Origin of the sequence: Deinococcus sp. LM3, from assembly GCF_002017875.1 — a bacterium.
Lineage (GTDB): Bacteria > Deinococcota > Deinococci > Deinococcales > Deinococcaceae > Deinococcus.
The window spans coordinates 571764-594136 of sequence record NZ_MUFV01000001.1 but is presented as its reverse complement, the minus strand read 5'-3'; the positions used below and the strand labels follow the sequence as shown (position 1 = coordinate 594136).

Genomic DNA, 22373 nt, shown 5'->3' with positions numbered 1-22373 from the left:
TACAGACCAGAAAAGCCGTGCTAACATTCCTTCCGCTGGAGAGGAAGACCCACCAGCCGCCCGCAAGGGACAGCACAAGCCTCACGGCGCTGTAGCCAAGTGGTAAGGCAGAGGTCTGCAAAACCTCCACCACCGGTTCGAGTCCGGTCAGCGCCTCCAAATCAGTACCCGGCCGTTCAGGCACGCAGACTCGTAGCTCAGGGGTAGAGCACTACATTGACACTGTAGGGGTCAGGAGTTCAAATCTCCTCGAGTCTACCAATCGATAAACTCCCGCTCAGGCGGGGGTTTTTCTTTGTTGCCGTCAGGCGGTTCCCGACCTGCCCCGGCCATTATCCAATGAGAACGGGCTGTGAGAACTGCAAAGGGTTCCTGCGAGAAAAGTCCGTTCAGGCCGCACCCCCCGGAGTACACTGCGCAATTGCATGTCCGACCTTGATCTTCTGCTGACTGTGATGGCTGCGGGGGCCAGCCTGTACTCCCTCTTCACCCTGCGGGCCGATGCGCGGCGTCTGCATTACCGTGACCGCAGTGGGTTCTGGCGGGGCGTGCTGCCCCTGCTTCTGGGCGTGGCGCTGACCGTCACGTTGCTGCTGCTGCCGCCACTGACCGGCACGCATCTGAATTGGGTGCCGTCTGTGGCACTGGCGCTGGCAGTCGCCGTGGCTGGCCTGACGTGGTGGGTGGACCTGGAGCCCGGCCGCGTGCTGCGCGTGCGCGCTTCCCGCCGCTGACAGTCCTTCTCAGTTCCGCTGAGGGCGTGAAGTTCACTCCCGCTCCCTCTTGCGACTGCTATGAGGTACGCCGCGCAGACCCGGTCACTCAGGCCGCGCTGCTGGACAGGAACCGGCGCCGGGCGACGGCCAGCACCCATACCTGCGCCGGAAGCTGCGTGCGGGGCCACTGCCCGCAGTGCTGGCGGATGTCGCTCAGGGCGTCGCCTACCGCCGCCTCCCGCAGCTCTTCCGGCAGGTGCAGGCGGCGCGCCAGGGCGAACAGCATCGGCGTGAGCGTCTCGATGCAGCGCCGCAGGTCGTCCTGACCGGCCGCGAGTCCGCGCAGGGCTTCCTCGCACGGAGAGGGGATGGCAGTCGGTATCACCGCCTCAGTCTGGGGGCTGAGCGGAATCTGAGATGTGCCCGGTATTCATGAAGTGAGCAGTAACCGCCGGGCGTTTCTTCATGAGGCAACTGCAGTCCATGAGAGGCTGCTGCCAGCAGCCGGACCCGCAGTTCAGGACATTCTGCGGGGCAGACCCGGTAGACTACGCCCCGTGCTGCCTGTTCGCCTCTTTGTCATGCTTCTCGGTCTGCTGCTCGGCTGGGCGGCGGGCCGCGCCCTGGCGGCCGTGCAACCCACCGAACTCGGGTACGTGAACACCCTGAGCCTGATGCTGGCCGGAATGCTGAGTGCGCTGCTGCTCGCGCCACGCATCGAGGGACTCTCGCAGACCCTGCTGACACGCCTGTCACGCTGGTACGCCGGTCTGTCCCCCCGCACCGTGGCCGCCGCGACCTCCGGCCTGATCGTGGCGCTGCTCCTGAGCGTGCTGCTCAGCAGCCTGCTCCGGAGTCTGCCCTTCTACAACTGGGTGTGGAACCTCGTGATCACGGCCGTGCTGGGGGCGTTCTTCGTGTCGTTCGCCGTGCGCAACGCCGAGGCCTTCGGACTGCTGGCCTTCCCGCAGGTGCGCCGCCGCCCCGGCAGCAAACTGCTCGACAGCAACGTGATCATCGACGGCCGCATCCTGGAACTGGCCCGCACCGGCTTCCTGGACGGCGACATCGTCGTGCCGGGTTTCATCCTGCGCGAGTTGCAGACCCTCTCGGACAGTCACGACGCGCAGAAACGCACGCGCGGCAAACGCGGCCTGAACGTCCTAGAGGAACTGCGGGAACTGCGTCCCCTGCGCGTCGAGGACTGGGACGACCCGGCCCTGCCCACCACCGACGACAAACTGATCCGCCTGGCGCGGGACACCGGCGCGCGCATCATCACGAACGACGGGAACCTCGGCAAGATCGCCCGCCTGCACGGCGTGCAGATCCTGAGCATCCACGAGGCGGCCGTGGCCCTCAAACCCCAGGTGCAGGCCGGGGATCACCTGACCGTCACCATCAGCAAGGGCGGCCAGCAGAAGGACCAGGGTGTCGGGTACCTCGAGGACGGCACCATGGTCGTCGTGGAGGAGGGCCTGAAGTTCCGGGGCAAGCCCACCCGCGTACTCGTCGTGAACAACGTGCAGACGAACGTGGGCCGCATGATCTTCGCCAAGCTGGACCGGGAAGAGAACCAGCCGTAACCGGACGTGGCAGGGGGGACGCGGTGGGCAGTGTCGCACTGCTTCCCGCGTCCCCCCTTCGCCTGTGCCACTACAGTCCTACAGGTCCAGTCGCTGCACGGAGCTGCCCGCCACGCTCTTGGTGACGAGCAGGCGGCTGGGCAGGCGTTCGCTCAGGCTCTCGACGTGCGTGACGACGCCCACCATGCGGCCCTGCGTGCGCAGGTTCTCCAGTGCGTTCGCGACCGCCTCCAGCGCCTGGGGGTCCAGCGTGCCGAAGCCCTCGTCCAGGAACAGGGCGCCCAGCACGTGATTCCCGGCGAGGTAGTCGCTCAGGGCGATGGCCAGTGACAGCGAGGCCAGGAAGGTCTCGCCGCCCGAGAGGGTACGCACGCCGCGCGCCTCGCCGGCGTTCCAGAGGTCCTGCACGACGTACTCGCCGGTCTGGAGGGCCAGCCGGTAGCGGCCGTCGCTGATCTCGTGCAGCAGCAGGCCCGCGCGGGTCAGGAGTTGCGCCTCGACCTCGGCCAGCAGGAACTGCTGGAACTCGTTCGCCTTGAGGGTGTTCGTGAGGGTCTGCCAGGTATCCAGCGTGCGGGAGACCGCCAGGGCGCGTTCCTGCAGTTCGGCGCGGCGTTCCAGGCGTTCGCGCATGGCGCGTTCCTGTTCGGCCAGACTGCCGGCGCGTTCGCGGGCGGCGCCCAGCGCGGCCTCGGTGGCGGTCAGGTCGCGGGCCACCTGGGTCAGCGCGGCCGGGTCGAAGGGCGCGGCGCCCAGCTGCCGGTCCAGGTCGGCTAGGGCTTCCCGCAGTTGCGCGAGCTGCGCGGCGTGCGTGCGGGCCGTCTCCTCCAGCGCGGCGATGTCGCTCTCGGGCAGGGCGGCGGCGCGGGCCTGCGCGGCGTCCAGGTTCAGGGCGCCCAGGGCGGCGTCCAGGCTGGCCTGGGTTTCGGTGGCCTCCTGGGCGCGGCGGGTGGCGCTGGCCTGCACGCCGCGCAGCGTCGCGGCGGTCGCGGCGGCCTCGCCCTGCGCGCGGGCCACGGCGCCCAGGGCGGTCTGCGTGGCGGTCCGCAGGGCCTGGATCTCGGCCAGGGTCGCCTGCCGGGCGCGGGCCGGGTCGGGGCCGGCGGCTCGCACGCGGGCGGCCAGTCCGGCCAGCAGGCGGGCCGCGTCGGTCTGCGGGTCGCCCGTGACCAGCGCCTCGGCGGCGCGCAGGTCCGTCTCGCGCTGCGTGAGCTGCTCGTCCCAGTTGCGGTACTCGGCGCGTTTCTCGTCCAGCCACGCCTGTCGGGATTTCTGCGCGGCGCGCAGGTCCGTGAAGCGGGTGCGGCGCTCGTCCAGTGTGGCGCCCAGGGCGGTGACCTGCGCTTCGAGGGCGCTCAGGTCGGCGGCGGGCGTGTCGGGCAGGGTGCGGACCACCTGACCGCACAGCGGGCAGTCGTCCCCGACGTGCAGGTGCGCGCGGTACGAGGCGAGGCCCGCGTCGAGGCGCGCGGCTTCCAGTGTGCGCTGCGCGGCCTCCAGGTCCGTTTTCGCCCGGGTGCCCTCGCGCTGCACGCGCTCCAGTTCCGCCTTTCCCTGCTCCTGCGCGCGTTCCTCGGCCGTGAAGCGGTCCTGCGCGGCCCGCAGGCTCACGCGTTCCGTGGCGAGCAGCGTGCGTTCCTGCCGGTGCTTCTCGGCCCGCTGCGCGCCCTCGCGGGCCGTCTGGAAGGCGTCCTCGTCCCAGTCGAGCGGCTGGGCGTGGGTGGTCTGCGGGGTGCCCCCGGCGCGTTTCAGGCGCGCGGCGTCCCCCTCGGCGTCCCGCAGCGCCTCGGCGCGGGCTTCCAGGTCCGGGATGCGGGTCTCGGCGGTCTGCGCGGCGGCCAGGGCGGTGTCGGCGGCGTGCGCAGCCTGCGTGGCCCGATCGGCGGCGACCTGCGCGGCCTGCCGTTCGCGCTCCTCGCGTTCGGCGGCGATGCGGGCGCGTTCGGCGGCGTCCAGCAGCGGCAGCACGCCCGACACGCGCCGCGCGCGCGCGGCCTGTTCCGCTCCGGCCTGCACGCCGGCCGCGCGGGCTTCCAGGGCGGTCAGGCGGCGGGCGGTGTCCTCACGGGCCTTCCAGACGCGTTCCTGCTCACGCAGCCGCAGTTGCGTGGCCTGCAGGGCCTCACGCGCATCGGTCAGGCGTTCGGCCTCGGCGTCCGTGGCTTCCCGCTCGGCGCGCAGCGCGTCGGCCGCCTCGGGCGTCACGCCCGCGTACTCGGAGTCCAGCAGGGTGTTCAGGCCCTGCGATTCCACCTTCAGCGCCTTGGCCCGGTCGGACGCGACACGCTGCATGGCGCCCACGTGATCCAGGCCGGTCAGTTCGCCCAGCAGCGCCTGCCGCTCCTTGCCCGTACCGTGCAGCACGCGTGAGAACTCGCCCTGCGGCAGCATGACGCTGCGGGCAAACGTCTTGAAGTCCAGGCCCACGGCCCGCCGGATGCGGTCGTTGATGCCGCGCGCCCCGCCGTCCGACAGGTTCGCCCAGCGGCCGTCCGCGTCCAGCCGCTCGAAACGGACCTCGTTCTCGGCCTGCTTGCGGCCCTTGGTGCGCGACGCGCGGTACGTCGCGCCGCCCACCTCGAAGGTCAGGCTGACCGACAGGCCCCGCTCGCCCTGCGAGATCAGCGCGTCCAGGCCCGCCGCGCCCAGCCGCGCCGTCTGCCCGTACAGCGCGAAGGTGATGGCGTCCAGCAGGCTACTCTTACCGCTCCCGGTCGGCCCGACCAGCGCGAACAGTTCCAGATCCCCGAACTCCAGGCTGGTGAACTGCCGGAACGCCGTGAAGCCCTGCAACTCCAGTTTGATCGGCTTCATCGCTTCGCCTCCGGCGTGTGGATGGTCGATGGTTGATGGTTGATGGTCTGACTTCTATCGACCATCCACTTTCTACCTTTCACGGCGCTCACGCGCCCTCCTCGGTGCGGGCGAGTTCGTCGGCTTCGCGGAAGGCGGCGCGCAGGTCGTCGGGCAGTTCGCCGCGTTTTTCCTGGTGGTAGCGTTCGTACAGGTCGATCAGGCTCAGGCCCTCGCGTTTCAGGTCGGGCGTGGCGAGGTCCTCCTGCGCCGCGTCGAGTTCGACGGCCAGGGTGGTGGGCGCGAGTTTCAGCACGCGGTCCTTCAGGCCGGGCAGGGCGGTCCCGGCGGGGGCGCGCACCACGACTTTCAGCAGGCCGCCGAAGTCGCTCAGGGCCGCGAGTCGCGACTCGACGTTCTCCAGGTCCACGCGCAGGGTCCGCAGTTCGCGTCCGCTGGCGAGCGGCAGGGCGTGGACCTGCGCGGGCCGCCCGGCCTCCACCTCGATCAGGTTCACCTGTTTCTTCTCGCCCGCCTCACCGAAGTCCAGCTGGATGACGCTGCCGGGGTAGTACGCGGGCGGCGCGTCGGAGACCTGCTGCGGCTTGTGCACGTGCCCCAATGCCACGTACTGCGCGCCGGGCGGCAGTTGCAGGCCCGACAGGGTGTAACTGTTCGTCAGGTCGAACTGCATGGTGCGCTCGGACCCGCTGGGCACCGCGCCGTCCATGGTGGCGTGCGCCATGAGCATGTTCACGCTGCCCCCGGTAAAGCCCTCGCCCAGGCGGCGCAGGAAAAAGCCCATGCCCTCGCGGTACTTCTGCCGCCACGCGCCGGTATCGCCGCCCAGCAGGTCGGCGGCTTTCACCAGCCGCCGTTCGGACAGGTACGGCAGGGCGCCCACGACCAGCCGCTCGCCGCCGCGCGTTTCGACGGTGCGGATCATGTCGACCGGGTTGGCGGTGGGCTGCGCGACGACCTGCACGCCCACCCAGCCCAGCAGCCCGGTGACCGAGGCGAGGCGGGCGGCGCTGTCGTGGTTCCCGGCGATGACCACGCCCGGAATGCCCTGGTCGCGCAGGCGCAGGAAGAAGTCGAACACGGCGGCCTCGGCGTCGGCGCTGGGGTTGGCGGTGTCGAACAGGTCGCCGGACACCAGGACCACGTCGGCGCGTTCCGTGCGGGCCAGTCCGGCGATCTCGGTCAGGGCGTCGTGGACTTCCGGGGTGCGGTCGAAGCCCCGTAGGGATCGCCCGGCATGGAAATCGGCAGTGTGAAGTACGCGCATCACAGAAAAAAATAGCATGGAGGGTGCTGAGGCCCGGCCGTGCCTGCATATGGTCCGATCGCCTGTGTATACGCTGTCGCGGTCGCCTGCGGTCCGACCTGCCACACGCCCTGTTCGGCGGCCTCTGATCTGTCGATCGGCAGGTTTTCAGGCTCTTGTGGAACCAGAGGGACCATTGGAAAGAATGGAAAGATTGATAGCCCTCTGAATATGTATTCAACGGGTCATTTATCATATTTATCTGCTGCCACGAGTGTAAAGATGTGGCCATGTATAGCAGTGACCTCGATCTGTACACCAAAGCCCGCCTCTGGGAAACGCAGGACGTGGCCCGCTCCCAGCGCCCGGCCCCCGCCCTGACCCGCTGGGTGCGCCGCGCCGCCCGCCGTATCAGCCGCCGCTGAGCCCCTTCCCGCACCCCGGCCCCGTTTTGTTCATGGCGGAATGGGCCGGGGATTGCTATGCTGTGGGTCTATGTCGTTTTCCTCTCCTGCCGAGACTTTCCGCGTGTCCGGCGGTGTGAACAGGGTGCGCTTCCGCGCGGACTCGGGCTTCACGGTCATGACCGCCCGCATCCGCAACGAGGAGGGCGAGGACCCAGACGCCACCGTGATCGGCGTCATGCCGCCCCTGGAGGCCGGGGACACCTTCAGCGCCGACGTGCTGATGGAAGAGCACCGCGAGTACGGCTACCAGTACCGCGTGCTGAACCTCGTGCTCGAAGCCCAGCCGGCCGACCTGACCGAGGCGGGAATCGCCGCGTACCTGGAAGCGCGGGTGGGCGGCGTGGGCAAGGTCCTGGCGGGCCGCATCGCCAAGGCGTTCGGCGCGGCGACCTTCGACATCCTGGAAAACGACCCGGACCGCCTGATGCAGGTGCCGGGCGTGACGAGCAGCACCCTGCACAAGATGACCTCCAGCTGGTCGCAGCAGGGCCTGGAACGCCGCCTGCTGGCCGGGTTGCAGGGCCTGGGCCTGAGCATCTCGCAGGCGCAGCGGGCCGTGAAGCACTTTGGAGAGGCGGCCCTGGAACGCCTGCAATCGGACCTGTTCGTGCTGACCGAGGTCGAGGGCATCGGCTTCCTGACCGCCGACAAGCTGTGGCAGGCGCAGGGCGGCGCCCTGGACGACCCGCGCCGCCTGACGGCCGCCGCCGTGTACGCGCTGCAACAGGCGGCGCAGCAGGGCGGGCACTCGTTCCTGCCGCGCGTGCGCGCGGAGCGGGGCGTGGCGCACTACACCCGCGTGACCCCCGCCCAGGCGCGGCTGGCCGTGGAGACCGCCGTGGAACTGGGCCGCCTGAGCGACGACACGCCGCCCCTGCTGGACACGCAGGACGCGCTGCACGATGCCAGTCGCATCTACCTGCCGCCCACCCTGCGCGCCGAGAAGAAACTCGCGGGCCTGATCCGCACGCTGATCGCCACGCCCCCCGCCGGGGACGAGTGGATCGTCCCGAAGGGCGCGGCAAAGGGCCTGTCCGCCGAGCAGGCGGGCGTGCTGGACCTGCTCGGCGAGCACCGGCTGGTCGTCCTGACCGGCGGCCCCGGCACCGGCAAGAGCACCACCACCCGCGCCGTCGCGGACCTCGCCGAGAGCCTGGGCCTGGAAGTCGGCCTGTGCGCCCCGACCGGCAAGGCCGCCCGCCGCCTGGGCGAGGTGACGGGCCGCACGGCCAGCACCATTCACCGCCTGCTGGGGTACGGCCCGGCGGGCTTCCGGCACAACCACCTGGAACCCGCCCCGTATGACCTGCTGATCGTCGATGAGGTCAGCATGTGCGGCGACGGCCTGATGCTCTCGCTGCTCTCGGCGGTCGCGCCGGGCGCGCGGGTGCTGCTGGTGGGCGACACCGATCAGCTGCCCCCGGTGGACGCCGGGCTGCCCCTGCACGCCCTGACACAGACCGCGCCCACCGTGCGCCTGACCCAGGTGTACCGGCAGGCGGCCGAGAACCCCATCATCCGCGCCGCGCACGGCTTGCTGGAAGGGCAGGCGCCGCAGTGGGGCGACCCCCGGCTGAACATCACGGAAACCGAACCGGACGTCGGCGCGCGCCGCGTGGCCCTGCTGGTCCGCGACCTGGGCGGTCCCACGCAGGTGCAGGTCCTGACCCCCATGCGCAAGGGACCGCTGGGCGTGGACATGCTCAACCACCACCTGCAGGGCCTGTTCAACCCAGGCGAGGGCGGCGTGCGGATCGCCGACGCGCACGCCCGGCCCGGCGACGTGGTCGTGCAGACCAAGAACGACTACACCAACGAGGTCTTCAACGGCACGGTCGGCACCGTCCTGAAAGCCGACGGGTCGCGCCTGACCGTCGATTTCGACGGGAACATCGTGGAACTTGCGGGTGCGGAACTGTTCAACCTGCAACTCGGGTACGCGCTGACCGTGCACCGCGCGCAGGGCAGCGAGTGGGGCACCGTGCTGGGCGTGCTGCACGAGGCGCACATGCCCATGCTGAGCCGCAACCTGGTGTACACCGCCCTGACCCGCGCCCGCGAACGCTTCTTCGCGGTGGGGTCCGGCAGCGCGTGGCAGCGGGCAGCGGGCCGCCAGCGCGAGGAGCGGCACACGGCGCTGCTGGAACGTATCCGCGCCCGGTAGGTCCAGGCATCCGGCGGCGCGTCCCGCAGCAGGGCAGACCATCTTACAGAACCGTCACGGAAAGTGGTGCAAGTTTGAGGATTTTCACACCCCCCGATTCGGGGAGTGAGATTTTCCTCACTGGGCGACCATACTGATCTCATGCGCACTTCCGAACGGACCCAGGGCGCGACCCTGATCGTGTCGCTCCTGTTCGTCATGCTGATCCTGGCCGTCATCATGAGCGTCACCGCCCAGGTGACCCTCTCGGCCCGGCGATCCAGCGTCGATCAGGACGCCATCCTGCGCGCCCAGTTCGCCGCCGAGTCCGGCGCGGCGCGCGTGCAGGCCCGCCTGCGGGTCATGGGCAACCTGCTCAGCAGCGCGTCGCTGCCCCCGGACGGCGCCCAGGTCCTGAGCGACCTCGCCGCACTGTGCGGCCTGGGCAGCCTGCCCACCGCCGCCGACGGTCAGACCCTCTGCACCCTGGATCCCACGACCGGCCTGAACAGCGCCGCGACTGGCGTGAACCCCCGCGTGGCCCTGCTGGTCAACGCCGTGAATCAGCAGGCCTTCGAGGACGCCGGCATCGGCGGCGCGACCCCCGAGGTCCGCAGCCGCTTCTGGTCCGACCTGTTCTCCGGCACGCAGGGCGTCCCGCTGGACGGCAGCCAGGACGCCTCCGCGTACTCGGTCAGCTACGGCCTGAAACCGCTGGCGGTCATCCGCGACAGCGCCACCCAGTACCGCGTGACCTTCGAGGTCCCCGACGTGACCGTCACCGGCAGCGCCGGCACCGCCACCCGTACCGTCGCCGTGCGCGCCAACCTGCCCACCCTGAGTCTGGTCATTGCCCAGCCCTCCCTGGCGCAGTTCGCGTTGCTGACCAACCACCACTTCAACAGCGCCGCCTCCGAGGCCAGCGAGAACCGCATCACCTTCACCAGCCGCACGCTGTTCAGCGGTCCCGTGCACACCAACCAGCAGTTCATGTTCCAGGGCAAACCCTGGTTCGGGGGAGCCGTCACCAGCGCCGGGTGCCCTGCCGGGAGCCTGGGCCCCAGCTGCAACGCCACCAGTAAGGCGGCCGCACAACCCGGCGCGTACTTCGCCGGCACCTACCGCAGCGTCGGCAGCATGACCCCCAGCCCCGACGCGCCCACCGAATGCGCTCCCGGCGACGCCGCCTGCGCCGCCAGCCCCAATGTGCAGCCGGCCTTCCCGCTGGGCGTGGACTGGGACTCCCCGGTCCTGCCGCTGCCCACCAACAGCAACAACCAGCAGGGGGCGGCGCAGGCGGGCGGAATCGCCATCGCCGGGAACGTCAGCAGCCTCAGCCTGTACCGCGACACGGTCGGCGGGCAGGACGTGCAGCGCGTCAGCTTCACCACCGACGCGAGCGGCACGCCCGTCACCACCGAGCTGGCCTTCGGCACGGACCGCCGCCTGCGCATCCTGGCACCCGACGGCAGCTGGCAGGACGCCACCCGCAACCCGGACGGCACCTTCGCGCCCGGCAGTCCCGCCGCCACCTTCAACGGCGTGATCCACGTCGCCGGGGACGTCGGCAGCCTGAACGCCGGACCGAACGCCGCGTCGGGCGCGGCGGTCGCTCCCTTCGCCGGTCTGACCCTGGCCGCCACCGGCGACATCGACATCACCAGCGACCTGCGCTACGCCGACCCGCCCTGCAGCGGCGCGCACACCCGCAACCCCGACGGCACCGTCACGCCCGCCCCCTGCACCAACCTGAACGCACAGAACATCCTGGGCATCTACGCCAGCGAGGGCGACGTGAACCTGATCCGTCCCGGCGGCACCAAACCCACCGAACTCGGGAACGACCCCACCATCCACGCCGTCCTGATGGCCGGCCAGGGCGCCGTGCAGGTCGACGGCTACAACACCGGCAGCGCCCTGGGCAGCGTCAACCTGATCGGCGGCGTCATCGAGAACTACTACGGCGCGTTCGGCACCACCAGCGGCGACGTGCAGCAGACCGGCTACAGCCGCAACTTCGTGTTCGACCCGCGCACCCTGGCCGGCCTGCGCCCCCCGTACTTCCCGACGGCCGAAACCTGGACGGTCGCCCTGTACGACGGCGCGTCCCCGCTGCCCGACCCCCGCCTGCGCGGCGACACCATCAGCACGGCAGGGACCCCGTGAGGCGCCTGCACGCCCGGCAGGCCGCCTTTACGCTGCTGGAACTGCTGATCGCCATGGCGATCCTGGCCATCGTGGCTGGCATCTTCAGCTTCTCCCTGATCGGCACGCTGCGCGCCAGTCAGGTCCGCGAGGCCGCCGCGCAACTCAGCGCCGACCTGCGGCAGGCCCGCAGCGACGCCCTGCGAACCGGGCAGTCCACCAGCGTCACCGTCGCCGCCAACTCGTCGGTGTACACCTTCACCCGCGCCGGCGTCCCGCAGACCCGCACGCTGCCCGCCGGCGTCACCCTGACCGGCGTGACCGGCGTGACCAGCGTCGTGTACACCGCCCCGACCGGCACCACCGGCGGCAACGGCGCGACCTGGACCCTCACCAGTCCCGGCGGCACCCGCAGCCTGAAAGTCAAAGTCATCGGAATCACCGGAAAGGTCATGACAGATGCGACGAACTGACGCCCGACTTCCCCACACCCAGCCTCCCCACACCCAGCCCACCCACAGTCAGGGCTTCACGATCATCGAGGTCCTGGTGGCCGTGCTGCTTACCAGCATCATCGCCTTCGTGGTCCTGACCCCCCTGACCGGCTTCTTCGGCCTGACCCGCCGCAGCACCGAACAGGTCACTGCCACCCAGCAGGCCCAGCAGGTGCTCGAAAGCGTGCGTGGCGACTGGCTGAGCGTCGCCAACTACGACCAGCGTTGCGCCACCCAGCCCGTCCCGGCCTCCGCGCAGGTCACCCTCACGAACCTCGACGTGAACGGCAATCCCACCGGCACCCCCGCCCTGAACGCCAGCTGCGGCAGCAACGCCCCCGATCCCGCCCCGGTGCGGCGCGTGAACGTGCAGGTCACGCTGGGTACCGTCACCTCCAGCCTCAGCGTGGACGTGGCCCGCCCATGACCACCCCGCCCGCCGCCCGCCGCGCCGTGCAGACGGCCGCCTTCACCCTGATCGAACTGCTCGTGGCCGTCGCACTGGCCCTGATCATCCTGTTCGCGGCGTCCTCGCTGCTGATCTCGTCGTCGCGGTCCTCCAGCGACCTGCAGGTCAGAAACGACCTGCTTCAGGAACAGCAGATCGCGCAGAACTACCTGATCGCCAACGTCCGCGAGGCCGCCTACGTGTACCCGCAGGGCACCACCCTGAACCTCGGCAGCGGCGTGACGACCGAACGGCCCGGCGGAGGCGCCTGGGTGGTCGGCAGCACCACGGCCCCGATCCTGGCCATCGTGAAAGCCCCGGAACTGCCGGTCAGCGGCTGCAGCGCCAGCAACGACCGCGCCTGCTACAAGTTCAAGGCCTACTACCCGGTGCTGCGCGCCACCTGGGTCAGCGGCCTGGGCCCCACCAGTCAGAACAACCCCGGCGCGGACCCCGCCAACGAGACCAGCTGGCTGCTCGTCGAGTACACCAGGAACCTCGTGCAGACCACCCCGCCCACCATCACGGAACTGACCGACCTGACCCTGGTCCCCTTTACCGGCGCGAGCGGCAAGCTGCTGCTGGACTACGTGCAACCCGCCGTGACCGGCCTGCCCCCCCTCTTCGAGGTGCCGGCCGCCGGACCGCAGGCCGCCGGACAGACCCGCGTCACCGTGAACCTCAGCGTCAGCCGCGCCGCATCCGGCAAGATCGTCGCCGTGCCCGCCCGCGCCAGCACCGACCCGGCCACCTGGGTGCAGCCTGTCCTGGTCGCGCCCCGCAACGTCGGCCGCCTCACCCCCTGACCGGCGCCCCCTGACCGGAACTACCGGGCCGGATTCCGGTCGTCCGGCAGGCGCTGCACCCCCGCCTCATCCACGCTCAGGCGCAGCGTGCTGCCCTGCAGAGCCGCCGCTTCCCGCGCGCTCAGCGTCAGGGTCAGCGGCCCCCAGGCGTGCGCGACCGTCACCTGCACGCCCCCCTCCACCGGATGGCGCGCCGTCACCGGCCACGCCTCACCCACACCGGGCCGCAGCGCCCCCTCCGGCACGAACCGCACCCAGCCCGGCCCGTCCGGCAACAGGTTCGACTCGCCCAGGAACGCCGCCACCCACGCCGACGCGGGCCGCGCGAACACCTCCTCGGCCGCCCCCACCTGCACCAGTTCCCCGGCCCGCATGACCGCCACCCGACCCGCCAGGGACCGCGCCTCCCGCTGATCGTGCGTGACCAGCAGCACCCCCGCCCCCACCCGCGCGAACAGCGCCCGCAACCCCTCCCGCAACTCCGCGCGCAGCCGCTCATCCAGGTTGGACATCGGCTCATCGAGCAGCAGCAACGGCGACCCCGTCGCCAGCGCCCGCGCCAGCGCCACCCGCTGCGCCTGCCCCCCCGACAACTGCGCCGGCCGCCGCGCCTCCAGCCCCGGCAGGTCCACCAGCGCCAGCGCCTCGCGCGCCCGCGCCTCCGCCACCACGCGCCCCGCCCCCCGCACGCGCGGCCCGTACGCCACGTTCCCCAGCACACTCAGATGCGGAAAGAGCGCGTAATCCTGAAACACCAGCCCCACGTGCCGCGCCTCCGGCGGCAGGGCCGTCACATCCCGCCCCCCCACCGCAACGGACCCACTGTCCGGCCGTTCCAGGCCCGCCACCACCCGCAGCACCGTGCTCTTCCCGCACCCGCTCGGGCCCAGCAGCGCCACCGTCTCACCCGCCGCCACGTCCAGCGACACACCCCGCACCGCCTGCACCGCACCAAACGATTTCTGAATGTCGCGCAGGGACAGGGCAGGGGGCAGATCAGGCATGGCTGTCAGCTTTCCGGCGACTCTCGAACTGCCACAGGGCATTATCCAGGCGCGCAGCAGTGGTGCCCATCTGGGCCGCGACTTCCCGAATCGCCTGGGTGATGCGGACCCGGTCGCCGTCGTGCCCCATGCGAGGCTGCCAGTCACCGATCCGGGCGAACAGGCGAATCAACAGGGAATCCACCTTGACGTGATCTTCCCGGCCCAGGAGCCACAGCAGGTAGTGCGCCAGCGTCGGCCCGATGCCCTTGACGTCCTGCACCAGATCGACCAGCACTAGGGTCTCGGCGGTCTCGTCATCCCGCAGCCGGAAGTCGCCCACGGTCTGAATGCGGTGCCGGATGAAGAACGCCGCCACCTCGCGCGCCACCTCAACCTTCAGGCGACCTGAGAGTTGCTGCCGGTTGCGCAAAATGTCCTCGGCGTACCCCTGGACGCCCAGCGAGTCCACGTCGTCCACAAACGTCTGGAAGGTCAGTTCCGGCACGTCCGGCAGGCGGTCATTGAGCCGTTTCAGCAGGGGCAGCACCACGACCTCGAAGCGGGCCTGCGCGCTGAACACGCAGTTCACCACGGAATGGACCCCGCTGGGATGCAGGCTGAACTCCGGATCGACCACGATGCCCTGCTTCTGGACGAACGCGGACAGCTGCGCGGGCAGAGGATCGGTCATGCCGGATTCTCTCACGTGACCTCGCCCTCGCCGCCGTCCAGCAGGGTGAAGGCCAGGGTGGACAGCAGCAGCAGCGCGGTCGCCAGCGCGCAGGCCTCGCCCAGGTTGCGTTCGCCGGGGCGGCCCAGCCGTTCGTACAGGCCGGTGCTCAGGGTCGCCCATTCGGGCCGGGAGAGGACGAGGGTCGCGCCGAACTCGCCCAGCACGGTCGCCAGGGCCAGCGCCCCGCCGCCCCGCAGGGCCGGGAACGCCAGCGGGAACGTGACGGAACGGAACGCCGCGCCGCGCGACGCGCCCAGGGACCGCGCGGCCTCGTGCAGGCGGGGCGGAATGGCCCGCAGCGCCGGGAGCACCGAGCGCACCACCAGCGGTAGCGCCAGCAGCGTGTACGCCGCGATCAGCATGGGCAGCGTGGCGGCCAGCGCCGGGAATGCCAGCAGGTACCCGACCGCCAGACTGACCGGCGAGACCATCAGCGGCAGCAGCGAGATCAGGTCCAGCACCCGCGACCGCGCCCGCCACGCGCCCAGCGCGTACAGGCCACCCAGCAGGCCCGCGCCCAGCAGCGCCAGCAGCCCGAAGCGCACGGTGTTCCACGCCAGCAGCGGCGTGTCCGGGTCCGCCAGGACCGCCTGCCAGTACGCCAGGGTCGGGCCCCCGGACCCCAGCAGGCCCCGCACCACGACCGCCAGCAGCGGCGCGAAGCACACCACGACCACCAGCGCCCCCAGGCCCAGCAGCGCCGCCCGCGCCCCACCTCGCGCCCCCGGCAGGCCGCCCGCCGCCACACCCACCCCGCCCGCTGATAAGCGCACGTACGCGGCCGTCGCCACCAGCGTCAGCAGCAGTTGCCCCACGATCAGCGCACTCGCCTCCGGCAGGCGCAGTTGCAGGGCCGTCAGGGTGTAGATCTCTACTTCCAGCGTCCCGTACCGCTCGCCGCCCAGCGCCAGGGGCAGACCGAAACTCAGCGCCGAGTACAGGAACACCAGCACCGCCCCCGCCAGCACGCCCGGCAACGCCAGCGGCAACGCCACCCCCAGCGCCGCCCGCCACGCCGAGGCACCCAGCGACCGCGCCGCCCCCACCGCGTTCACCGGCACCCGCGAGAACCCCGCGTACCCCAGCCGCACCATCACCGGCAGGTTAAAAAACAGGTTCCCCAGCAGCAGCAACGCCGGCGTGTCACTCAGATTCACGCCCGTCAGCTTCGTCACCCACCCCTGCGGCCCCAGCAGCGCACTCAGGCCCAGCACCGCCACCAGCGTCGGCGTCACGAACGGCAACAGCAGGAGCCGCAGGAACAACGCCTTCCCCCGCACCTCGAACCGCGACAGCAGAAACGCCAGCGGCACCCCCACCAGCAGCGCCGCCAGCGTCGTCACGCCCGCCTGCGCCAGCGTCCACCACAACCGACCCTGAAAGTACGGGTCCGCCCACACCGACAGGTTCACGCCGCCCTCCGACAGCGTCCTGGCCAGCGGCAGCACCAGGAACACGGCCACGAAGATCAGGCCCGGCAGGGCGAGGAGCCAACCTGTCAGCCTGGGCGGGGTCATGGGTGGGCGCCTGCGGCGGGCTTCCCCACCCCCCAGCCCCCATCCCCAGGGGGGACGGGGGAGCGGCGCTGCGCTGGGCAGGTATTTCTCTGGCCTGCCTGGCGGGGACCGGGCGGGAACGGCCACTGACGGGGTTGCAGACCTCCGAATGCGCGCCGTTCGCCCCGCGCGCTGCGCGCACGACGGGCCCGGTGGCTGCTTCGGTTGGTTGGCAGGGTGTCTGGGTGCATGTCGGCAGGTTCTACTTTTCCAGCTTGAGCAGAGATGTCAGTCCTGGCTCCCCTTGAGGGGAGCTGTCAGCGCAGCTGACTGAGGGGTCCTGCGAAGCAGAGGGGTTGTTCTTTCCGCATCCTCATCGTGCCCGGAGCACCTGTGTGATCCAGGCGTCCACGAGGCGTTGGGGGTTGGCGGCGATGTCGGGCTTGATGGGGGTGGGGGTGGGTTCCTGCGCGAATGTGTAGACGGGGTTGAGGGGGGTGCCTTTCACGGCGGGGTAGATCCACATGCGGGTGGGGATGTCGGTCTGGACGGGTGCGCTCAGCATGAAGTCCACGAATTTGCGGGCCAGGGCGGTCTGTTTGCTGCCTTTGAGGATGCCGACGCCTTCGAGTTGGGTGTAGGTGCTGCCGGGCAGGAACAGGTTGGCGGTCGGGGCCTGCGCGGGGAGTTTGCTGGGGTTGAAGCCGTCGGCGTAGAACACTTCGGCGGCGGGGCTGCTGGCGTAACTGAGGACGATGGGGTAGCGGCCGCCGTTGCGGGTGAAGTCCTTGTAGTAGGCGTCGCTCCAGCCGCGTGTGACTTTCATGCCGCCGGCGCGGGCGGCGCGCCACCAGTTCCAGGCGCCCGCCTCGCCGTAGTGGTTGACGGTGGCGAGCAGGAACGCGAGGCCGGGGCTGCTGGTGGCGGGGCTCTGCACGACGGTCAGCCGCGCGTAGGCGGGGGTTTTCAGGTCGTCGAGGCTTCTGGGCAGGGCGACCTTGTTCTTCTCGAACCACGCGCGGTCGTAGTTCAGGGCGACGAAGCCGTAGTCGACGGTGTTCAGCAGGCCGTCCTCGCTCAGGCGGTACGCGGCGGGCACGCGGGAAAGCGCGGGGCTCCTGTACGGCTGGAGGAGGTCGGCCTGCCGAGCGCGGGGCAGCAGGCTGTTGTCCAGGCCGTACACCACGTCGGCAATCGGGGCGCGGCGGGTGAGGATCAGGCGGTTCAGGAGTTCCCCGGCGTCGCCGCCCTTGATGAAGCGGACCTTCGCCCGGTTCTGCGTCTCGAACGCGGCGATCAGCTTCCTGTCCACGTCGAAGGAGTCGTGCGTGATGACGGTCAGCGTCGTCTGGGCTGGGTTGCTCTGGGCGCTGGCGGCGCTGGCAAGGGCAAGTGCGGCAAGTACGGTCAGTGTGTTACGCATATAGAAAAGTCCCCTCGCGTCACGAGGGGAAGCGGTGGGCAGTCGCCACACGTGGGGTGTGGGCTGCCGGTCACGCTCCCTCCGCCGGTATGACCCGGATCAGGTTCCTGGGGTAATTCTCAGCCCGCCTCTGTCGGCAGGCACCCCCGGTGACGCATCCGGCAGGATAGCGCAGGCCGCCGCGCGGGGGTGTCCTGCGTCACCTGTTGCGGTTGCGGGGCGCGGCGCGTGCCACGCTGGGCCATGCGGAATCTGCTGGTGTGGGTGGTCGTGCAGGATGAGCGGGGCCGGGTGCTGCTGGGCCGCCGGGACGGCTCGGCGTATGGGCATGGTCTGTGGGGCCTGCCGGGCGGTCAGGTGGAGCCCGGCGAGGGTCTGCCCGAGGCGGCGGCGCGCGAGGTGCGCGAGGAGGTGGGCCTGAGCTTGAACCCGACCGGCCTGCGGGTGCTGGGCGTGCGGCGTTACGAGGTGGACGGCGCGCAGGGCACGGACTTCCTGTTCCGCGCGCCGGACTGGGCGGGCGTGCCGCAGGCGCTGCACAAGACCTCGGAGGTCGCGTGGTTCGCGCCGGGCGACCTGCCGGACGACGCGCTGCCCTGGCTGGCGCCGCTGCTGGACGCGCACCTGAACCGGGGTGTGTTCGTGACCGAGCAGCTGTCCGACGTGCGCGCGGCGCGGGAGATCGCGTGACGTTTCACCTGGTGGCGTGGGCGGTGCTGCTGGACGGGCAGGGGAGGGTGCTGCTGGGGCGGCGCAGCGGCGCGTCGTACGCGGACGGCCTGTGGGGGCTGCCGGGCGGGCATGTGGAGGCGGGGGAGACCCTGGCGGGCGCGGCGGCGCGCGAGGCGGCCGAGGAGGTGGGCGTGACGCTGGACCCGGCGGCGCTGGCGTGCCTGGGCGTGGCCCGGTACGACCTGGACGGTTCGCAGGGGCTGGACGTGTTCTTCGAGGCGCGTTCCTGGGCCGGAAAGCCGCGCCCGCTGGACAAGACCTCGGAGGTCGCGTGGTTCGCGCCCGACGCCCTACCAGAAGACGCGCTGCCGTGGCTGGGCGCGGCGCTGGACTTGCACCTGCGGGGCGGCGTGCGGCTGGCCGAGCAGGTGGACGGCATGGCGCAGGTGCGGGCGTTGCCACTGGCGGTGGTGGGCCGGCCCAACTAAGGGTGTCCTGCGGAAGACCGGGTGCGCGGCTCTGTGACGGACACCGCAGTCCCGTTTCTTTCCAACTGGAATACTTCCAGATGAAATGAAAACGGCGACTTCCCTCCAACCCCCACCCGCCGCCAGAGACACGGACGACGCCCTGTACCTGCTCGTGCGCACCACGCTGCGCTTCTCGCGGCGATTCCGGCAGGCGCTTGACGAACCGCTGGAACGTGCGCTGGGCCTGAACACCAAGGAACTGCTGGTGCTGGCCAGCGTGATGGACGGTTTCGATACGCCCGGCGCGGTCGCTGCCCGCCAGAACCTGCCCGCTCCCACCGTGACCCGCATCGTGACCAAACTGGTCGGCGCGGGCCTCGTACAGCGCGTCACGGACCCCGCCGATCTGCGCCTGCAACGCCTGCGCCTCACCCCGCAGGGCGAGGCGACCCGCGTCCGCACCCGCGCCACCGGGCAGGACATCGTGCAGGCCCACTTCGGGCACCTGCCGCCCGAGCGCGTGCAGGCCGCCCTGGCCGCCCTGAACGCCCTGGACGACGCCCTGAACGCCGCTCTGCCTACCCCTGCCGGAGAGCGCCCATGACCGCCCCCACCCCGGCCCCCACGCACAGCGGCCTGAACGAACGCGAGAAGATCCTGGCGTTCGCAGGCATCCTGACCGTGCTGTTCCTGTCCAGCCTCAACCTGACCGTGGTCGGCAGCGCCATGCCGCGCGTCATCAGCGACCTGGGCGGCTTTCACCTGTACGCCTGGGCGTTCACGGCGTACTCGCTGGCGACCACCATCACCATTCCCATCGTGGGCACCATCAGCGACCGCTACGGCCGCCGCCCCCTGATCCTGCTCGGGATCGCCGTCTTCGCCCTGGGCAGCGTCGGGCTGGGCTTCGTGCAGAACATGGAAGGCCTGATCGCCCTGCGCGCCGTGCAGGGCATCGGCGGCGGCACCCTGATGGCCATGAGCTTCACCGCCATCGCCGACCTGTTCACGCCCATCGAACGCGGCCGCTACCAGGGCTACACCGGCGCCGTCTGGGGCGTCAGCTCGGTGGTCGGGCCGCTCGTCGGGGGGTTCCTGACCGACCACCTGGGCTGGCGCAGCGTGTTCTTCGTGAACCTGCCCTTCGCGCTGCTCGCCGCGTACTTCATCTGGCGCTTCTTCCGGCTGCCCGCCCCCGCGCACGATCCGGCCGCGCACGCCCGCTTCGACACCCCCGGCGCATTCCTGCTGGCCGCGTCCGTCACCACCCTCACGCTGGCCCTGTCGTGGGGCGGAGGCACGTACGCCTGGACCAGCCCGGTCATCCTGGGGCTGCTGCTCGGCACCGCCGCGCTGTTCACCGGGTACGTGCTGCACAGCGCCCGCCAGGAACGCCCCATCCTGAACCTGCGCCTCCTGAAGGACCGCGGAATCGCCGTCGCGTCCTTCGCGGGCTTCCTGACCAGCGCCGGCATGTACGCCGCGATCCTGTACCTCCCGCTGTACATGCAGGGCGTGCGTGGCTCCAGCGCCAGCAGCAGCGGCCTCGCCCTGGCCCCGCTGATGTTCGGGATGATCCTCACCAGTACCCTGAGCGGGCAGATCGTCAGCCGCACCGGCCGCTACAAGCACCTGATCCTGATCGGCGGCCTGATCGCCACCGCCGCGCTGCTGCTGGCCAGCACGCTGGGCACCACGACCCCCATCCTGATCGCCGTGGGCATCATGGTCCTGCTGGGCCTGGGCCTGGGCCCCGTGAACAGCCAGCTGACCCTGGCCGTGCAGAACGCCGCGCCGCGCGAACAGCTCGGCAGCGCCACCGGCGGCAACCAGTTCTTCCGGCAGATCGGCGGCACGCTGGCCGTCAGCCTGTTCGGCGCGCTCGTGAACGCCCACCTGGGCAGCCACCTCGCCGCCAGCCTGCCCGCCCAGGCCCGCGACCTGCCCGCCCCCGTGCAGGAGGCCATCACCAACCCGAACCTCCTGACCAGCCCGCAGGCCACCGCGCAACTCGGCGCGGGCCTCAGCAGCAGTGGCGACGGCAACCTGCTCCAGCCCATCCTGGACGCCCTGCGCGGCGTGATGGCCGGCGCCATCGATCAGGTGTTCCTGGTGTCTGCCGTGCTGGTCGGCCTCGCGTTCCTGGCGACCCTGATCCTCCCGGAACGCCCCCTGACCGGTCGCCCGGCCGCCGGAGACCTGAAAGCCAGCGCCACCGACTGAAGCGGACTCCGACTGCATGGTCTGCCAGAACCATTCAGTCCGAGCGGACGCGAGTTGGAGTGGAACGGGTTCCGGGCGTGGAGTTGGCAACCCGGTGCTGTTCCGGGTTGTTAACGAAACAGACGGAACCCGTATGAAGCAATGGTGCGGACACTTTCAAAAGGTGCAAGGAAGAGGTCTCCTGTACGGTGAAGTTGAAACGACACCACCGAAAGGAGACCTGACCCATGTTACCCCTGCTGCTGCTCTTCCTCGGACTCCCAGCCCACCAGACCCGCTTCTTCGCTCACCTCATTCCCCTCTGGCAAGCCATTCCAGGCCGGGTCAACGCCAGGAACTTCAGCCGCTACAGCGAGTGGGACGAGCGCACCTTCCGCCGATGGATGCACAAGACGCTGCCCTGGGATGAACTCCACTGGGGACTGGTGCGACTCCTGATTCGCTGGGGGGTCCTCGGTTCACGGTTCATCCTGGCCATCGACGCCAGTTTCATCCCCAAGTCAGGCAAGAAAACCGAAGGGCTCGGGGCGTTCTGGAACGGCTCGCAGAGCCGTTCCGACACCGGACTGGAGTTGTCCTGCCTGGCCCTGATCAGCCTCACCGGCCAGCATGCCTTCCCGCTGGACATCCGTCAGACCCGGCCCAAACAGGACCGGGCAGATCGCCTCGAACAGTATCTGGAGCAACTGAAAGACGTCTTCACCCAGCGACGCGCTTGGCTGTCCGGCCATCTGCGCGCGGTCGTGGCTGACGGCCAGTACGCCAAGAAGATGTTCATGGACGCCGTCCATGCCGAGAAGATCGCTTTCGTCACCAAGCTCCAGTCGAATGCCAACCTGCTCTACCCGTTCACTGGCGCGCATCCCACACGCCGGGGTGCCCGGCGGAAGTGGGGTGGCAAGGTCGATTTCAAAGATTGGAGCGGGTGGCAGAGCGTTCCGGGTGACGCTCAGGAGCGGGTGTGGACGCGGGTGGTGTGGGCCCCTCACTTCGGCCGCTTTCTGCGGGTGGTGGTGATCGAGCGTCTTGATCGGAAGGGTCAGGTGAAGGCCCATGTGGTGCTGTGCAGCACGGACACGACCATGCCGGCACAGGAGATCCGGGCGCTGTACAGCGCCCGGTTCCAGCTGGAGTTCGTCTTCCGTGATGCCAAGCAGTTCGCGGGGCTGACGACCTGCCAGCTCCGGTCGACGACGGGGCTGGAGAATCACTGGAACGCCGCGTGTTTTGCGCTTTCGTTGGGTCGTGCGGAGTACCTACTGGAGCGGTCTGCCCGTACGGGCAGACCGGCTGATGTGGTGCCGTTTTCGTACGAGGACGTGAAGCGGCGCGCGTTTAACCGGCTGTTCGCCTCGCGAATTCTGGCCAATCTGGGTCTTTCACGGCGATTCGTTGAATTGGAGGAACATCCGTCCAGGCCGCTGGATCTCGGCGTCAAAGCTGCTTGAACCTGTCCGCACCATTGATGAAGCGGGGTTGTGGGACGTGGGGTGTGGGCTGTAGGG

Annotated in this window: 20 protein-coding genes, 2 tRNA genes and 1 riboswitch; of the genes, 15 read left to right on the top strand and 7 right to left on the bottom strand. The window is 70.3% G+C overall.

Annotated features, from left to right (window positions below):
• The first annotated feature begins 85 nt into the window (after positions 1-85).
• The 3 genes from BXU09_RS02740 to BXU09_RS02730 all read left to right on the top strand — a co-directional run bounded on the left by BXU09_RS02740 (position 86) and on the right by BXU09_RS02730 (position 734).
• Positions 86-159, top strand: a tRNA-Cys gene (locus BXU09_RS02740).
• Positions 160-186: 27 nt separating this feature from the next.
• Positions 187-261, top strand: a tRNA-Val gene (locus BXU09_RS02735).
• Between the two features lie 164 nt (positions 262-425).
• A complete protein-coding gene (locus BXU09_RS02730) occupies positions 426-734 on the top strand; it encodes a hypothetical protein (RefSeq protein ID WP_078300454.1) in 309 nt (102 codons plus the stop codon).
• Positions 735-822: 88 nt separating this feature from the next.
• Here BXU09_RS02730 and BXU09_RS02725 read toward each other — a convergent pair whose 3' ends face one another.
• Entirely contained in the window at positions 823-1101 is a 279-nt protein-coding gene (locus BXU09_RS02725; RefSeq protein WP_078300453.1) for a hypothetical protein, read from the bottom strand.
• Positions 1102-1273: 172 nt separating this feature from the next.
• On the opposite strand from BXU09_RS02725, the gene BXU09_RS02720 reads away from it, so the two are divergent.
• Positions 1274-2302, top strand: a complete 1029-nt coding sequence (locus BXU09_RS02720; RefSeq protein ID WP_055363446.1) for a PIN/TRAM domain-containing protein — start codon at positions 1274-1276, stop codon at positions 2300-2302.
• 78 nt (positions 2303-2380) lie between these two features.
• On the opposite strand, the gene BXU09_RS02715 is transcribed toward BXU09_RS02720, so the two are convergent.
• Both BXU09_RS02715 and BXU09_RS02710 read right to left on the bottom strand, forming a co-directional pair.
• Positions 2381-5116: an SMC family ATPase gene (locus tag BXU09_RS02715; RefSeq protein WP_078300451.1), complete on the bottom strand. Its 2736-nt coding sequence runs from the start codon at positions 5114-5116 to the stop codon at positions 2381-2383.
• Positions 5117-5204: 88 nt separating this feature from the next.
• Complete coding sequence (locus BXU09_RS02710; RefSeq protein WP_078300450.1) at positions 5205-6383, bottom strand: exonuclease SbcCD subunit D; 1179 nt, start codon at positions 6381-6383, stop codon at positions 5205-5207.
• Between the two features lie 269 nt (positions 6384-6652).
• Between BXU09_RS02710 and BXU09_RS21840 the strand changes: the two genes are divergently transcribed.
• From BXU09_RS21840 to BXU09_RS02685, 6 genes are all read left to right on the top strand, one after another.
• Positions 6653-6787 carry a hypothetical protein gene (locus BXU09_RS21840; protein WP_255579232.1) on the top strand — a complete coding sequence of 45 codons (135 nt, stop codon included), beginning with the start codon at positions 6653-6655 and terminating at the stop codon, positions 6785-6787.
• A gap of 70 nt (positions 6788-6857) precedes the next feature.
• On the top strand, positions 6858-8993 hold the full coding sequence (locus BXU09_RS02705; RefSeq protein WP_078300448.1) for an ATP-dependent RecD-like DNA helicase: 2136 nt from the start codon (positions 6858-6860) through the stop codon (positions 8991-8993).
• Positions 8994-9134: 141 nt separating this feature from the next.
• Positions 9135-11138, top strand: a complete 2004-nt coding sequence (locus BXU09_RS21835) for a DUF4900 domain-containing protein (protein WP_078300447.1) — start codon at positions 9135-9137, stop codon at positions 11136-11138.
• Positions 11135-11590: a GspH/FimT family pseudopilin gene (locus BXU09_RS02695; protein WP_168174544.1), complete on the top strand. Its 456-nt coding sequence runs from the start codon at positions 11135-11137 to the stop codon at positions 11588-11590. The genes BXU09_RS21835 and BXU09_RS02695 overlap by 4 nt, the downstream gene beginning before the upstream one ends.
• Positions 11577-12038: a prepilin-type N-terminal cleavage/methylation domain-containing protein gene (locus BXU09_RS02690; RefSeq protein WP_078300445.1), complete on the top strand. Its 462-nt coding sequence runs from the start codon at positions 11577-11579 to the stop codon at positions 12036-12038. The genes BXU09_RS02695 and BXU09_RS02690 overlap by 14 nt, the downstream gene beginning before the upstream one ends.
• Complete coding sequence (locus tag BXU09_RS02685) at positions 12035-12865, top strand: prepilin-type N-terminal cleavage/methylation domain-containing protein (protein ID WP_078300444.1); 831 nt, start codon at positions 12035-12037, stop codon at positions 12863-12865. Before BXU09_RS02690 ends, BXU09_RS02685 begins: the two co-directional genes overlap by 4 nt.
• Before the next feature lie 20 nt (positions 12866-12885).
• On the opposite strand, the gene BXU09_RS02680 is transcribed toward BXU09_RS02685, so the two are convergent.
• The 4 genes from BXU09_RS02680 to BXU09_RS02665 all read right to left on the bottom strand — a co-directional run bounded on the left by BXU09_RS02680 (position 12886) and on the right by BXU09_RS02665 (position 17503).
• Complete coding sequence (locus BXU09_RS02680) at positions 12886-13869, bottom strand: ABC transporter ATP-binding protein (RefSeq protein WP_078300442.1); 984 nt, start codon at positions 13867-13869, stop codon at positions 12886-12888.
• Positions 13862-14542: a hypothetical protein gene (locus tag BXU09_RS02675; protein ID WP_078300441.1), complete on the bottom strand. Its 681-nt coding sequence runs from the start codon at positions 14540-14542 to the stop codon at positions 13862-13864. The genes BXU09_RS02680 and BXU09_RS02675 overlap by 8 nt, the downstream gene beginning before the upstream one ends.
• 11 nt (positions 14543-14553) lie before the next feature.
• Positions 14554-16101, bottom strand: a complete 1548-nt coding sequence (locus tag BXU09_RS02670; protein WP_078300439.1) for an iron ABC transporter permease — start codon at positions 16099-16101, stop codon at positions 14554-14556.
• A 352-nt stretch (positions 16102-16453) separates the two neighbouring features.
• Positions 16454-17503 (bottom strand): thiamine ABC transporter substrate-binding protein, encoded by a 1050-nt coding sequence (locus tag BXU09_RS02665; protein ID WP_078300438.1) that lies wholly within the window; start codon positions 17501-17503, stop codon positions 16454-16456.
• A gap of 58 nt (positions 17504-17561) precedes the next feature.
• Positions 17562-17661, bottom strand: a riboswitch (TPP riboswitch).
• Between the two features lie 85 nt (positions 17662-17746).
• On the opposite strand from BXU09_RS02665, the gene BXU09_RS02660 reads away from it, so the two are divergent.
• From BXU09_RS02660 to BXU09_RS02640, 5 genes are all read left to right on the top strand, one after another.
• Positions 17747-18193 (top strand): NUDIX hydrolase, encoded by a 447-nt coding sequence (locus BXU09_RS02660; RefSeq protein ID WP_078304643.1) that lies wholly within the window; start codon positions 17747-17749, stop codon positions 18191-18193.
• Positions 18190-18663: an NUDIX domain-containing protein gene (locus tag BXU09_RS02655; protein WP_078300436.1), complete on the top strand. Its 474-nt coding sequence runs from the start codon at positions 18190-18192 to the stop codon at positions 18661-18663. Before BXU09_RS02660 ends, BXU09_RS02655 begins: the two co-directional genes overlap by 4 nt.
• An 85-nt stretch (positions 18664-18748) precedes the next feature.
• Positions 18749-19249 (top strand): MarR family winged helix-turn-helix transcriptional regulator, encoded by a 501-nt coding sequence (locus tag BXU09_RS02650; RefSeq protein WP_078300435.1) that lies wholly within the window; start codon positions 18749-18751, stop codon positions 19247-19249.
• On the top strand, positions 19246-20868 hold the full coding sequence (locus BXU09_RS02645) for an MDR family MFS transporter (protein ID WP_078300433.1): 1623 nt from the start codon (positions 19246-19248) through the stop codon (positions 20866-20868). The genes BXU09_RS02650 and BXU09_RS02645 overlap by 4 nt, the downstream gene beginning before the upstream one ends.
• A 227-nt stretch (positions 20869-21095) precedes the next feature.
• A complete protein-coding gene (locus BXU09_RS02640) occupies positions 21096-22316 on the top strand; it encodes a transposase (protein WP_144011945.1) in 1221 nt (406 codons plus the stop codon).
• The last annotated feature ends 57 nt before the right edge of the window (positions 22317-22373 follow it).

Excerpts from the sequence above, each read along its gene's own strand:
- BXU09_RS21840 (WP_255579232.1), top strand. The coding sequence starts at position 6,653 with ATGTATAGCAGTGACCTCGATCTGTACACCAAAGCCCGCCTCTGGGAA.
- BXU09_RS02730 (WP_078300454.1), top strand. The coding sequence starts at position 426 with ATGTCCGACCTTGATCTTCTGCTGACTGTGATGGCTGCGGGGGCCAGC.
- BXU09_RS02650 (WP_078300435.1), top strand. The coding sequence starts at position 18,749 with ATGAAAACGGCGACTTCCCTCCAACCCCCACCCGCCGCCAGAGACACG.
- BXU09_RS02710 (WP_078300450.1), bottom strand. The coding sequence starts at position 6,383 with ATGCGCGTACTTCACACTGCCGATTTCCATGCCGGGCGATCCCTACGG.
- BXU09_RS02715 (WP_078300451.1), bottom strand. The coding sequence starts at position 5,116 with ATGAAGCCGATCAAACTGGAGTTGCAGGGCTTCACGGCGTTCCGGCAG.
- BXU09_RS02670 (WP_078300439.1), bottom strand. The coding sequence starts at position 16,101 with ATGACCCCGCCCAGGCTGACAGGTTGGCTCCTCGCCCTGCCGGGCCTG.
- BXU09_RS02665 (WP_078300438.1), bottom strand. The coding sequence starts at position 17,503 with ATGCGTAACACACTGACCGTACTTGCCGCACTTGCCCTTGCCAGCGCC.
- BXU09_RS02705 (WP_078300448.1), top strand. The coding sequence starts at position 6,858 with ATGTCGTTTTCCTCTCCTGCCGAGACTTTCCGCGTGTCCGGCGGTGTG.
- BXU09_RS02690 (WP_078300445.1), top strand. The coding sequence starts at position 11,577 with ATGCGACGAACTGACGCCCGACTTCCCCACACCCAGCCTCCCCACACC.
- BXU09_RS02640 (WP_144011945.1), top strand. The coding sequence starts at position 21,096 with ATGTTACCCCTGCTGCTGCTCTTCCTCGGACTCCCAGCCCACCAGACC.
- BXU09_RS02675 (WP_078300441.1), bottom strand. The coding sequence starts at position 14,542 with ATGACCGATCCTCTGCCCGCGCAGCTGTCCGCGTTCGTCCAGAAGCAG.
- BXU09_RS02645 (WP_078300433.1), top strand. The coding sequence starts at position 19,246 with ATGACCGCCCCCACCCCGGCCCCCACGCACAGCGGCCTGAACGAACGC.
- BXU09_RS02660 (WP_078304643.1), top strand. The coding sequence starts at position 17,747 with ATGCGGAATCTGCTGGTGTGGGTGGTCGTGCAGGATGAGCGGGGCCGG.
- BXU09_RS21835 (WP_078300447.1), top strand. The coding sequence starts at position 9,135 with ATGCGCACTTCCGAACGGACCCAGGGCGCGACCCTGATCGTGTCGCTC.
- BXU09_RS02685 (WP_078300444.1), top strand. The coding sequence starts at position 12,035 with ATGACCACCCCGCCCGCCGCCCGCCGCGCCGTGCAGACGGCCGCCTTC.
- BXU09_RS02680 (WP_078300442.1), bottom strand. The coding sequence starts at position 13,869 with ATGCCTGATCTGCCCCCTGCCCTGTCCCTGCGCGACATTCAGAAATCG.